Here is a 13,350-nt window from a genome sequence, read left to right as displayed (position 1 = left end):
AAGTTAAATTGCCGTAAACCATACTGGATAACGAAACGTTACTGTATTATTTTACAGGGCATCAAAAAATCCTCTGCGTTAACAGAGGATCATTTTAATGATTGCCTAAAGTAATCGGCTTTAGGACTTTCGAGGTTTTACCCCGTGATAAGTTTTATCGTGAATATTGTACGAAAGAACATTAGCATTGTCAACGTATAAAATTCTGGTAAAATGACTAATGGAATTATCTGAGATTTAATCACTCTCAATTATGGTAATTCTAGGAGGTGGAACTCCGATGATAAGTTTTATTATTGGCGTGGTATCTGGGATACTCGTCAATGTTATTTCTGAACTAATTTTAGATTACCTCAAAAATCATAGTAAGAAATAATCTTTAAAGGGGAGCGTTTGGGTAATACCACTGCTCCCTTTTTATTATAGCAGGTTTAATTAGGTGAGGTACTAATCTTTGTTTTGAATTAGCAAAGTAATTTATATAGATGAGTTTAACAACGGTATTAAAAAATCCTCTGCGTTAACAGAGGATAATTTTAATGACTGCCTAAAATGACTGGTTTTAGGACTTATGAGGCTTAAAGCCTTGCTACATTTTATGGTTTCATTTTACGTGGAATTATTAGTATTGTCAATGTATAAAATTCTGGTAAAATGACAAATGGAATTACCTGAAATCCGACTAATTTCAATAATGATAATTCTAGGAGGCGAGAAGCCTTGCGAAATTTTATAATTGGCGTTGTGTCTGGTATACTCGCCAACGTTATCGCTGATCTGATTTTAGATTACATCAAAGATCGTAATAAGCGATAACTGTTTAAAGGAGAGCATGTGGATAATACCACTGCTCTCTTTTTATTATAGCAGAATTATTATTTAAAATTGCTTTCTTTAAGATATTTGCCACTATCAACGCAATAGTAACTGTTGCCGTTGATTGTAACCGTTGGTCCTAAGATAACGAATGAACGATTTTTCTTTAATGACTTCTTTTGCACTTTCTTACCAAATTGATTGTAGACGTAAGCATTATGACGTAATTTTTTAACTGCAAATTGGGGTTGCTTATTAGCTTGATACATTACATAAGTGTTAACTGGACACTGGGCATTTGGCTTGTTATATAAATTTTGCAAGTCACTAGTAGTATAAGTTTTACCCTTTGGCTGATTGACGGTTCCTGTACCGACTGCTTGAATATGGTCTTTGCCACTGCCAAGGCTGGCATCAGGATAAATTCGGTGTTGACCTAACTTTAAAATAAAGCCGTTAGGATCACCAGTATTTTTGAGCATATCTTGAATTAAATCAGTTCGATTAAAATTATTATGAATGATGTGGTTAGTATCAAGGTTAGTGAGGTCTAATTTAACTAGACTAATATCGTCTTGGAAGGTAAAGCGATTATGCGTGACTTTTTTCGTGTTGAAACTAGACAAATTAATGGTTCGTAAGTTCTTAGCGCCCTTGAACATGCCGCTCATGCGTCGTAATTTTTTCGTATTAAAACTTGATAAATCAAGGTCGGTTAAACTAGTTGCACCATTAAACATGTCGGTCATATCAGTTACATTCTTAGTATTAAAGTTACTCAAATCAACGCTAGTTAAGTTTTGGGCATTTTGAAACATTTTAGTCATGTTAGTAACTTTGCTGGTATCAAAATTGTGTAAATCAATTTGGCGTAGTCCAACACCGAGAAACATTTGGTCCATATCAGTCACATTTTTGGTATTGAAACTTGAAAGATTTAGTTTAGTTAAGTTAGTATCGTTAGCAAATAACCCTTCCATATTGGTAACTTTACTTGTATCAAAGCTTGAAAGGTCAAGTTCGGTCAAATTTGGATCACTTTCAAAGACTAGTAACATGCGGTTAACATTCTTAGTATTAAAGTTGCACAAGTCTAATTTAGTTAAAGCTGTATCACGTTCAAACATGGCGCTAATATCAGTTGCTTTAGCAGTATTTAGTTTACTGGCGTCAATTGCCGTTAGTTTAGGGTTATTACTGAGCATTCCGTTAAAGTCAGTTACGTTACGCGTATCTAAATTACCTAATTCCAGTTTAGTTAGTTCCTTATTATTGGCAATCATATCGCGCATTTGCGTAACTTTACTAGTATTGAAATTATTGAGATCAAGTGTAGTTGCCCCAGTTCCTGAAAACATGTTGTTCATGTTAGTCACGTTGCTAGTATTGAAGCTGGCAACATTTAAACTAGTAACTTTGGGTGTGAAATCAAACATTCCTTCCATATTAGTAACTTTAGCTGTATTAAATTTGCTGAGATCAAGACTAGTTAAATTATTGTCGCCGGCAAACATCCAACCCATGTCAGTCACGTTACTGGTATCAAAATTACTTAAATCAAGACTGCGTAAATTATTATCTTCTTTAAATAAAAAGTGCATATCAGTGACACCGCTAGTATCAACTTTGTTTAAGCCAGTAATATCTTCTAGACCTTCGAGTCCGCAGAAAAGGTAACGCGAATTTGCTGGTAATTTAAGTTGGTCAGTAAAGACAATGTGCTTAAGCGCACTGTTGCTGTAAACTTGTTCTTCAGTATCTTCATCTCCGAATTTACCGTGGTTAGTGACAATTGCTGCTAATTGCTCAGTTCCCAACTGGTTGCCATTCTTGCCAGCGCTAATGGTTAAAGTTTGTGAGTTTTTATTGTATGTCCAAATGCAGTCTCCATCGCTCCCAGTAGTAATTTGATTGGCAGTTTGTGCAGTAGAAACTTGGTTATCAGAAGCTGCAGCTGCATTAACGGTATTCTGTATACCGGTTAAGATAGCTGCACTAATAACGATTGCGTTGAATAATAATAATTTCTTCTTGCTTTTTGAAAAATGTTTTTTTATCATGTCAGTCTCCTAGATTAATTCTTAATTACCAATATTTTAAGTGCATAGTTATTAAAAGTTAATTAGAATTAATCAAACTTTATTTTTATTTAAAAGTAATCGCAATAGGTTTAAGATAGTTTTTGTAATTTATAAACTGATTAGTAAAGGGAGTGACAAAGATTATGAGTGCTATTAAAAATAAGACAATTGTGTTTGGTCATCGTGGTTATCCTGCAAAATTCGCGGAAAACTCGCTTGCAGGGTTTCGTAATGCGATTGAACATGGCGTTGAAGGAGTTGAATTTGACGTTCAATTAACTAAAGATGGGGTTCCAGTTGTAATGCATGATGAGCGGGTTGACCGCACAACTGATGGCAAAGGCTATCTTAAAGATTTTACGTTAAAGCAGTTACGGCAGGTGCATTTGGCTAATGGCGAACCGGTGCCTGAATTACGTGAATTATTTGACCTACTTAACGGCAAGGATATTTTGATTAATTTAGAATTTAAGACGGGAATTATCCATTATCCAGAGATTGAAAAGACGGTATTGTCTCTAGCCAAGCAGTATCAATTTGCCCATCCACTTATTTATTCATCCTTTGATTATGTTACCTTGAAGAATTGCCAAGAAATTGATCCGAATCAGGCTTATTGTTATTTGCTGGATCAGGGCGTTACCAATGCAGCTAAATTAATTAAGGAAAATCATTTTGCTGGAATTCATCCAAGCGAATTGCTCGCTTCACAGGAGACGATAACACAGCGGATTTGGACAGTTGATGATCCAGTTGTTGCCAAAAGATACTTTCAGGAGCATGTTGCGGGAATTTTTACTAATAATTTTCCATTGATGGTTAAATTACGCGACCAGGTACAAGGTGCTGATAAATTAGCTGAAAATTAAAAAATAATTGTAGAAAAATGATGATATTAATTGTATAATTTATTAAATATTCAATATAAAAGAAAGTTAGGTGGATTATATGGTTGAATTAATTAATTACATGAAAAAAGGCTTGGCTGATGCGCCTTCGAATCCAATTTTGAAATTCTCCGATTATGCCAGCAAGATTCCAAATGTTGTTAAGTTTACGTTGGGTGAGCCGGACTTTAACACGCCGAATCATATTAAAGAAGCTGCCAAAAAGAGCATTGATGATAATCATTCTCACTATGCACCTTCTAACGGTACAATGGGACTTAGAACAGCGGCAAGTCAATTTTTAGCTAAAAAGTACGGGCAAAAGTATGATCCAGCTACTGAAGTCTTAGTAACTAATGGGGTAACAGAGTCAATTTTTGATACAGAGCTGGCTTGCTTAAATCCCGGAGATGTAATAATTGTGCCAACACCGGTTTTCTCGCTGTATATGACTGATGAAACTGTCCTTGGGACAGGTGTTACAATCGTTGAAATTGATACTTCTGCTGATGACTTTAAGTTAACGCCTGTTAAATTGCAAAAAGCCCTTGATAAATATGGTGACAAAGTTCGGATGCTCATTATGAATTATCCGAGCAACCCGACAGGCGCAATGTACAGCCAAGAAGAGCTTGATGCCTTAGCTGATGTTGTTCGTGATAAGCCAATTTTTGTTATTTGTGATGAAATTTATAGTGAATTAAATTATGACCAACCACACGCTTCAATGGAAAAGAGCCTGCATGACCAAGTAATCTTAATGAATGGAGTTTCTAAGTCTTGGGCAATGACTGGTTATCGGATTGGGATTGTTTGTGCGCCGAAGGATATTCTGGAACAAATTGCTAAAGTCCATCAAGCAGCTAACACAACTGAACCAACACCAATGCAGGATGCTGCCGAAGAAGCCTTTAAGAATGGGATGGATGATGCACTGCCAATGAAGGCAGAATTCTTGAAGCGGCGCGATGTGCTATATAATGGCTTAACTAAGATTGGCTTTGAATGTGTTAAGCCTGATGGTGCGTTCTACATTTTTGCCAAAATTCCAGCTGGTCTTGAACAAGATGATGAAAAATTCATCTACGAATTGGTTGATAAGGCTCGTGTCGCTGTAACGGCTGGTTCTTGTTTTGCTAAAGGTGGCAAGGGCTGGATTAGATTTTCTTATGCAGTTTCAATGGAAACAATTAACGAAGGTCTGAAGCGGCTGGAGAAGTTTGTTAAAGAAAATAAGAAATAAAATTTCAACAATTTTTACTTGCAATTACGCACGTTTTTCGGTAATATAATTAACGTGCGTTATGGAGGAATAGCGAAGTGGCTAAACGCGGCGGTCTGTAAAACCGCTCTCTCTGAGTTCGGCGGTTCGAATCCACCTTCCTCCATTTATTGGGTTATAGCCAAGCGGTAAGGCACTAGTTTTTGGTACTAGTATGCGCTGGTTCGAATCCAGCTAACCCAATAGTTCTTTAAGAACACCCAACCCGAAAAGAAGCAACTTCAATTGAGAAGTTGCTTCTTTTTTTGTAATAAAAATATCCAGCCATTGGACTGGATACCTTATTTTAATTATTAAAAGTTGGCGCGCTTAATGTAGTGGTTGTTATCAACGATAAAATAACGCTGACCCTTGATTAAGACGGAACTGCCGTAAGTGCGGACACTGGTATCAGCAGGTAGTACTTGATGACCGACACGCTTGCCGTGTTTATTATATAGGTAGGAATTGCGAACTAGCGTCCGTTTTGTGCCGTCAATGTTAGCTGCTAGGACACGCTTATGACCGTGGTCAAATTCGTAATACTTTTTGCCGTTGATAGTTTCACTAATTGCGGCATAGCACTTAGTACCAATCTTTAAAATTAATTTGTTAGTCCGTTGACCATTTTGGTCGTAAATGTAGGCTTTGTGCTTGAGAACACCGTTAATAACTAAGCCGTTAACATCGCCGGGACGCTCAGGCGTTGGTTTACCTTCGACAAAGTTATCCTTCTTAACGTATTGATTCTGGTCAATTAAGTAGTATTCAGTACCATTAATAGTAACAGGATCACCAAAAGTAGGGATGTATTGGTCTTTGGCTAAAACAATCGGTAGACCTTGATCACCATTTTGATCGTAAATATAAGAATTACGACCAAGTTCACGAGTTTGGCGGTCAATATTTCCCGCAGCAATATACAATTGGTTCTTCAAGTTATAAAACTTCCGGTTATTGATTAAGGTTGTACCGTAAGTTTCAACCGTTGAACCAGCATTCATTGTTACGTCATTGGCTCTTTTGCCGTTTTGATCGTATAAAAAGGCATTATGGACCAACGTCTTTTCTTCGGGATCAAAGGATTCTGTTAATTTTTGTCTAACAACAGGTTTTGCGTCAGTGTCATCATTCTTAGGTGCACTTGTCACTTCAGCCTTAGGTGTAGCTGTTTCTGGCGTTTTAGTTTCTGTTTTTGCTGGTGCAGCAGCTTCAGTAGTAGCCGCATGCGCAGTTTCTTGATTAAGACCTATTAAGCCAGAGGTAAGTGCTAAGCCCATTAAGCCAAATTTGATAATATTTTTATTTGAGAAATTATCACAGCTAGTTAATTTTGTGTGATTATATTTCATGTAGAATCCAACCTTTCTAAAATATATTTAATAATTTTGTGTTATTTTTCTAAAATACACTTCCATTCTACCCTAAAATGGAAATTTTCTCGAACTTTTTTGGCAAAAATAATTTGCTTAATAGAGAGCAAGCCTCTTAAAATAAAGCCGAAGTGATTAGTAAAATTTACTTTTATAAGTCGATGATAACTACAAACCTTGAAAAAATAGTACAATAATAGCTAGTTTACTGTTCGCTTAGAAAGGGATTTTTATGCCGAGACTAATTAAAGTGGGAGCTGGTGGCGGTGAAATCAGCTGGCATGAAGCGCTGAAGGACTTACGCGCTGATGATGTAATGTTTTTAGAACCGGGATTTTATGAGCTGCCGCAGGGAATTACTTTAGCAGACATTACCATTAAGGGCACTGGCAGTTTGCCGGAAGATACGACGATTTTGGGTTATGTGAATGTTGCTGCCGACAGCCGGTTCGTTAATTTGGAAAATTTATGTCTGAATACGAATAACGACAATAATACTTTGTTCGTGCCGGGAGAGGCTAATACTTATCTTAGCTTGCGCAATTGTGTGATTAAGGGGTTTGGCAATGATACAGCAGCCATTGCGGCTAATGGTAAGATTACCTTGGAACTTTACTCAACCAAGGTCATGAACGGTTCTGTGTCTTTATTTGCGGATGCTGATTTCCGCTTGGAAATGAATGACTCCTCAATTGAGAATGTAGCTGAGGAATTTGGCGTTTTGGCGCTTGAAGGTCACGGGACGGCAATAATTAATAATTCGCGGATTCACGGCAGTATTGATACCTTTGTTAAAACAAACGCCGAAGTAAATATGAATAATTCAGTTGCTGACACGATTTTATTGCAGGGTAAAACGTGGCTGAATATGTTAAACAGCAAGGTCCTGTCTGATGATGATGCCTGCATGTATATTACAGATGATTCGTGGGTCAATATAGTTGATAGTTATTTTACCGGTGGGATATATTTAGATAAAAAGCCGCACGTAATTATTCAAAACAGTCGGCTGAACCGAATTATCGCGGTTAATGATGCCCAAATTACGCTGATTAACTCCGTGATTTTAAATCATGCCGACTTTCAAGATGAGGCAAGCTGTATCGCGCGGCGTGTAACCTTTAATGGCGGTATTGAGTACCAATACTTTTTAGCACTGGGCGATCATGCCCAGATTGAAGGTCATGACCTAGTCTTTAATCCTAATGGAGCAAGTCTAGCTGTTCAAGATAACGCCCAAATGCGGGTTAGCGTGGTGGCTTCAAGTGAAGAATTATTACCAGTTGAATGCAGCACGAAAGCTAATGTCAATATTTTGGGAATTAAGTGGACCGTTAAGAAAAAGCGGTGATCAGGTCTAGCTATTTTTGTTTGTGCAAATTAGACCAATTTAGATTATAATGGAAGGACACATTTGGAGGAGTGCGCCATGGAAGAACCAATGTACATCAAAATTCATAATCAGATTAAGCGTGACATTGAAAACCACGTTTATCGAGTTGGCAGTAGAATTCCTGCAGAGCGCCAACTGGCACTGAAATTCGGCGTGTCCCGCATGACGCTGCGGCAAGCAATTAAAACGCTAGAAGATGAAGGCATTTTAGAGCGGCGTCTTGGCAGTGGTACTTATGTTGCCAGTCAAAAGGTACAGGAAAAAATGTCGGGAATTATGTCATTTACCGAGATTACGCATGCAAACGGTCAGACACCATCAAGCAAACTGATTTCTTATCATGTTGGCAAGCCGTCTTTGTCAGAAAAAGAACGGTTGAAGTTGGGCGATAGTGAAGAAATCTTGCGGATGGAACGAATTCGTTATGCCGATGAAGTGCCGATTTGTTATGAAGTGGTTACGATTCCGTATCGCTTAATTCAAAAAATGTCTAAATCAGATATTTCTTCTCATTTATACCAAACTTTGGCAAAAAGTGGCTATGAAGTTGGTCGGGTAACGGAACATATTTCTGCTGCTGTTGCTAACGAAAATGCGGCAAGATTGCTGGATGCGCGTAAGGGCGAAGCACTAATTACTAGGCTGCAGGTAACCGAATTGACTACGGGTGAGCCGTTTGAATATACTCGGGCTAATTATATTGCCGATCGTTTCGAATTTACTTTTTCAAAATAAAAACACTGAATTAATTTTTTGATTCAGTGTTTTTTGTTGGTTATTTTAGATCCGCCTTAATTTTGCTGGTTGAAATCCCAGGAGTCCGTGGTAAGTAAACCACTTGGCAATATGGTTTTAGAAAATCGAATTTGCCTTGCCAGTCGCTGCCCATGACAAAGGTATCAATGTCATATTTTTGAATGTCACTGACTTTTTGCTCCCAACCGTCTTCAGGGATGACCTCGTCCACATAACGGATTGCTTCCAAAATATATTTGCGCTCGGCATAATTGTTGTAAGATTCCTTGTGCTTTTGCAGCTGGTTAAATTCATCGGTTGAAAGACCAACTATTAAGTAGTCGCCCATTTCTTTTGCCCGTTTGAGCAGCCGAATATGGCCGTAATGCAATAGATCGAATGTGCCGTAAGTTATAATTTTTTTCATTTTGTCAGTGCTCCTATTATCCAGCTACCCTAATTGTAACAATATTATAGTATAAAAGTTAAAACTTATCCCGCAAGGTCTAATTGTTTGCTAAAATAGGATTAGAAAATGCTCTAGGAGGCTGACAATTGAGTAAAGTAAACGTTTTAGGGGTCGACTTTGATAATAAAAGTTTTACCCAATTTAAAAATGAATTTGTTGGTCGGATTAATGCCCACCAATCAACGTTTGTTGTTACTGCTAATCCCGAAATTGTGATGGCAGCGAACGAAAATCCTGAATTTATGAAAATTTTGAATTTTGATGCTGATTACATTACTCCTGATGGGATTGGGATTGTTAAGGCAGCTAAGATGTTACATACACCGCTCAAGGAACGGGTAACAGGCTATGATTTATTCATATGGCTGATGAAATTGGCTAATGAGCGCAATTTGCGCGTTTACCTAATTGGCGCTAAACCCCACGTCATTCATGCTGTCCAAGAAAAAATCGCCCGTGATTATTCCGGGATTCAGTTAGTTGGTGCCGAAGATGGCTATTTTAGTGAGGATTTGGAAGTGATGGCTTACCAAATTGAACGCACGGAGCCTGACTTAGTATTTGCTGCTTTAGGGTCGCCGCGTCAGGAGCAATTATTGGCAATATTAAGAAAAAATTTGCTTCCGGCTTTGATGATGGGCGTTGGCGGCAGTTTTGATGTCTTTTCAGGCGCTGTTAAGCGGGCACCGCAATTTTGGCAGCAAGTACATCTTGAATGGTTTTATCGTTTAGTCAAAAACCCGACTCGCTTTAAACGAATGCTGGTTTTGCCCAAATTTGTCCACCAAGTTCACGAAGAAAAAAGGAAATAAAGTAACATGAAAGTTTTGCATGTCAATGCTGGTTTAGAAGCCGGCGGAGGACTGACACATATTGTTAACTTACTAAAGGAAGCCAAGAAAGAGGGCGAAGATTTTTCTTTGCTTTGTCTTGCTGAAGGTCCAGTTGCCAAAGCTGCGCGCGAAGCACATTTGCGAGTAGCAGTACTGGGAATTAATAGTCGTTATAATTTAGCTAGTTTAGGCAAATTAGCGGCTTTTATTAATAATGGCAATTACGATATTGTCCATACTCATGGTGCTCGAGCCAACTTATTTGTGTCCTTAATTCGGTATAAGCTTAGTGCTAATTGGTGCGTGACGGTTCATTCTGATCCTTATCTTGACTTTGCAGATCGTGGCATCTTAGGGAAGATTTTCACTGCTGCTAATCTTCATGCCCTTAGAAAAAGCGACTGCGTTTTTGCCGTGACGAAGAATTTCGCTAATTTGCTTATCCAGAAGGCACATGTCGATCAAAATAAGGTACATGTTATCTATAATGGCATTTTCTTTCATCAAAATAGTCAAATCCCGGCAAAATACCCCGAGCCAACTTTTAATCTTATTAATGTTGCCCGTGTGGAAAAAGTTAAGGGGCAAGCTCTGCTATTGCACGCTTTAAAGAATCTGGATAATGCCAATGTTCACCTGTATATTGCTGGGGATGGTTCGCAAATGGCGGCACTCAAAGATTTGGTGCAAAAGCTGGATTTGGGACCGCAGGTGACCTTTCAGGGCTTCATGACGCAAAAGCAGCTGCAGAATTTATATCGACGTATGGATTTGGCGGTTTTGACTTCGTATTCGGAAAGTTTTCCGTTGGTTCTGCTTGAGGCCTGTGATAACCTAGTGCCGCTTTTGTCTACAGATGTTGGCGATATTAAAATGATGATCCCAGATCAAGATAGCGGCTTTGTGGCTAAGGTCGGAGATGTTACTTCAATTACGAATGCGTTGCGTAAGGCAGTTGCTACACCAAAAAACGAATTAGAAGAAATGGCAGTCCGCGAAAAAACTTATATTACCGAACATTTTTCTGTTGCAAACCAATTAGAAACTATTATTCAAGAATATCAAGCAATAATTAAGCGCTAAAAACTGTTGCTTATAATCATACAAATGTCTATAATTAAGAACAAAAATATTAGTGAAAAAGATATTAAGAGGATAAAATGTTTTATCAAGAATTAGATCAAGACGATTCTTTGGTTTTGCATACAGACTTGTATGAATTGAATATGATGTATACCTACTTCAAGAAGGGCATTGCTGACCGTAATGCTGTTTTTGAAGCTTTTTATCGCAGAGAACCATTTGGTAACGGCTACTCAGTCTTTGCTGGGCTAGAGCACATTATCATGTACTTGAAAAATTTAAAATTTAAGGAAAGCGATCTGCAATACTTAAAAGAAGAAGTCGGCTATGATGACGATTTTATTGATTATTTGCGTCACTTTGAATTTAAATTGAGTGTACGCTCAATGCGTGAAGGCGAGATTGTTTTTGCTAATGAGCCGCTAGTGCAGGTTGAAGGTCCGCTAGCGCAATGTCAATTGGTTGAAACTGCGATTTTAAATATTATTAACTTTCAAACGCTGCTGGCAACTAAGGCTGCTCGAGTTAAGTTAGCGGTTCAGGGTGACGGTGTGATGGAATTTGGCAGTCGGCGTGCGCAAGAAGCTGATGCGGCTGTTTGGGGCACGCGTGCTGCTTATATTGGCGGTTTTGACTCCACCAGTAATGTTCGTGCTGGTAAGTTATTCGGTATTCCTGTTTCTGGTACCCATGCCCATTCATTAGTTGAAGCTTTTGGCAGTGAGTATGAAGGCTTCAAGGCTTATGCCGAAACGCATAAAGACTGTGTCTTCTTAGTTGATACCTATGATACGGTGCGCAGTGGGGTTCCGAATGCGATTCGTGTTGCCAATGAAATGGGCGACAAGATTAACTTCCAGGGTGTGCGGATTGATTCTGGCGATATGGCTTATATTTCTAAGCAAGTGCGTAAGGAACTGGATGATGCTGGTTATCCGAATGCTAAGATTTATGCTTCTAATGACCTTGATGAAACAACTATCACCAGCCTCAAGATGCAAGGTGCTAAAATTGATGTTTGGGGCATAGGCACTAAGTACATCACGGCTTTTGACCAACCTGCTCTTGGCGCGGTCTATAAGTTAGTATCAATGGCAGATGAACACGGTCAAATGCACGACACGCTCAAGATTTCTTCAAACGCGATTAAAGTTTCTAATCCGGGCAAAAAGCAAGTTTGGCGGATTTCAGCTAATCAAAAAAAGAAGAATGCGGGTGACTGGATTGCTCGCAGCGGTGTCGATCCGCGTAAGTTTGATTCCTTGTACATGTTCCACCCACAGTACACTTATATCAATAAGGTTGTGACTGATTACACTGCTGAACCATTATTGCAGGAAATCTTTAAGGATGGTAGGCTTGTTTATGACCAGCCTAAATTAATTGATATTAAAAAATTCTGTGCCCAAAATATTGATGGCTTGTGGGATGAATACAAGCGGATGCTTAATCCACAGGAATATCCCGTTGACTTGTCTCAAGACTTGTATGACAGCAAGATGAATTTGATTAAAGATATCCGTCAAAAAATTACCGAAAGGAATGCAGCTAAATGAGACCACTGCAAAAAGAAATAATTGCTTATGAGCATGTGTTGCCGGAGATTGATCCCAAAAAAGAAATTAGATGGTCGGTTGACTTTCTAAAAGATTATTTGCAGGCTAATCCCTTTTTGAAATCCTATGTGTTAGGTATTTCTGGTGGGCAAGACTCCACTCTGACGGGAAAATTAACGCAGATGGCAATTAGTGAATTGCGCGGTGAAACCGGTGATAATTCTTACCAATTTATTGCAGTACGATTGCCTTATGGCGTGCAAAAGGATGCCCAAGATGCAGCTGATGCCGTAGCTTTTCAACAACCCGATCAAGACTTAATTGTTAATATTAAGCCGGGAGTTGATGCAACGGTTGCTAGTTTAGAAGCAGCTGGGCAAACAATTACTGACTTTAACAAAGGCAATATTAAGGCGCGTCAGAGAATGATTGTTCAATACGCGATTGCTGGTGCTCACAATGGTGCAGTAGTCGGTACCGATCACGCTGCCGAAAACTTTAGCGGCTTTTATACCAAGTATGGTGATGGTGCGGCTGATGTGACGCCGTTGTTCCGGTTAGATAAGCGCCAAGGTAAGCAAATGCTTAAAGAACTTGGCTGTCCAGAACATCTTTATCTAAAAACACCAACTGCTGACTTGGAAGAAGACCGACCATCCTTGCCTGATGAAAAGGCACTTGGTGTCACTTATGATGAAGTTGATGATTACTTAGAAGGTCGTGAAGTTTCAGAAGCTGCTGCCAAGCAGATTGAAACTTTGTGGTTAAAGAGTGAACATAAGCGTCATCTGCCTGTAACGGTGTTTGATGATTTTTATCAAAAGTAATTAAAAGTTGCTGAAAGGCGACTTTTTTTGTTACCA

At 38.7% G+C, this 13,350-nt stretch carries 11 protein-coding genes and 2 tRNA genes; 10 read left to right on the top strand and 3 right to left on the bottom strand.

Going from position 1 to position 13,350, the window contains the following annotated elements; genetic code table 11:
- Positions 1-875: 875 nt before the first annotated feature.
- Positions 876-2,876 (bottom strand): BspA family leucine-rich repeat surface protein, encoded by a 2,001-nt coding sequence (locus PT281_RS06905; RefSeq protein WP_277153220.1) that lies wholly within the window; start codon positions 2,874-2,876, stop codon positions 876-878.
- A 164-nt stretch (positions 2,877-3,040) separates the two neighbouring features.
- Between PT281_RS06905 and PT281_RS06900 the strand changes: the two genes are divergently transcribed.
- The 4 genes from PT281_RS06900 (at position 3,041) to PT281_RS06885 (ending at position 5,249) form a co-directional block, all read left to right on the top strand.
- Complete coding sequence (locus PT281_RS06900; protein ID WP_277153219.1) at positions 3,041-3,766, top strand: glycerophosphodiester phosphodiesterase family protein; 726 nt, start codon at positions 3,041-3,043, stop codon at positions 3,764-3,766.
- 79 nt (positions 3,767-3,845) lie between these two features.
- Positions 3,846-5,027 (top strand): aminotransferase class I/II-fold pyridoxal phosphate-dependent enzyme, encoded by a 1,182-nt coding sequence (locus PT281_RS06895; RefSeq protein ID WP_277153217.1) that lies wholly within the window; start codon positions 3,846-3,848, stop codon positions 5,025-5,027.
- Between the two features lie 63 nt (positions 5,028-5,090).
- Positions 5,091-5,172 (top strand) — tRNA-Tyr (locus tag PT281_RS06890).
- Positions 5,173-5,177: 5 nt separating this feature from the next.
- Positions 5,178-5,249 (top strand) — tRNA-Gln (locus PT281_RS06885).
- A 110-nt stretch (positions 5,250-5,359) separates the two neighbouring features.
- Here the strand turns inward: PT281_RS06885 and PT281_RS06880 are convergent.
- The gene (locus PT281_RS06880; RefSeq protein WP_277153215.1) at positions 5,360-6,397 is read right to left on the bottom strand and encodes an SLAP domain-containing protein; all 1,038 of its coding nucleotides are present in this window, start codon (positions 6,395-6,397) and stop codon (positions 5,360-5,362) included.
- 253 nt (positions 6,398-6,650) lie between these two features.
- On the opposite strand from PT281_RS06880, the gene PT281_RS06875 reads away from it, so the two are divergent.
- Positions 6,651-7,769, top strand: coding sequence for a hypothetical protein (locus PT281_RS06875; protein WP_277153213.1), 1,119 nt, complete (start codon positions 6,651-6,653; stop codon positions 7,767-7,769).
- Between the two features lie 78 nt (positions 7,770-7,847).
- Positions 7,848-8,546 carry a GntR family transcriptional regulator gene (locus PT281_RS06870; RefSeq protein WP_277153212.1) on the top strand — a complete coding sequence of 233 codons (699 nt, stop codon included), beginning with the start codon at positions 7,848-7,850 and terminating at the stop codon, positions 8,544-8,546.
- A gap of 40 nt (positions 8,547-8,586) precedes the next feature.
- On the opposite strand, the gene tagD is transcribed toward PT281_RS06870, so the two are convergent.
- Positions 8,587-8,973: a glycerol-3-phosphate cytidylyltransferase gene (tagD, locus tag PT281_RS06865; protein ID WP_277153210.1), complete on the bottom strand. Its 387-nt coding sequence runs from the start codon at positions 8,971-8,973 to the stop codon at positions 8,587-8,589.
- Between the two features lie 128 nt (positions 8,974-9,101).
- Between tagD and PT281_RS06860 the strand changes: the two genes are divergently transcribed.
- From PT281_RS06860 to nadE, 4 genes are all read left to right on the top strand, one after another.
- Positions 9,102-9,827 carry a WecB/TagA/CpsF family glycosyltransferase gene (locus PT281_RS06860; protein WP_277153208.1) on the top strand — a complete coding sequence of 242 codons (726 nt, stop codon included), beginning with the start codon at positions 9,102-9,104 and terminating at the stop codon, positions 9,825-9,827.
- 6 nt (positions 9,828-9,833) lie between these two features.
- Positions 9,834-10,931: a glycosyltransferase gene (locus tag PT281_RS06855; protein WP_277153206.1), complete on the top strand. Its 1,098-nt coding sequence runs from the start codon at positions 9,834-9,836 to the stop codon at positions 10,929-10,931.
- Between the two features lie 77 nt (positions 10,932-11,008).
- Positions 11,009-12,487 carry a nicotinate phosphoribosyltransferase gene (locus PT281_RS06850; protein ID WP_277153204.1) on the top strand — a complete coding sequence of 493 codons (1,479 nt, stop codon included), beginning with the start codon at positions 11,009-11,011 and terminating at the stop codon, positions 12,485-12,487.
- Complete coding sequence (nadE, locus tag PT281_RS06845) at positions 12,484-13,314, top strand: ammonia-dependent NAD(+) synthetase (RefSeq protein ID WP_277153202.1); 831 nt, start codon at positions 12,484-12,486, stop codon at positions 13,312-13,314. The genes PT281_RS06850 and nadE overlap by 4 nt, the downstream gene beginning before the upstream one ends.
- Positions 13,315-13,350 lie beyond the last annotated feature (36 nt).

This window comes from Lactobacillus sp. ESL0701, from assembly GCF_029433445.1.
In the GTDB taxonomy this organism is placed as follows: domain Bacteria; phylum Bacillota; class Bacilli; order Lactobacillales; family Lactobacillaceae; genus Lactobacillus.
This window is presented reverse-complemented; position numbering and strand designations above follow the sequence as displayed.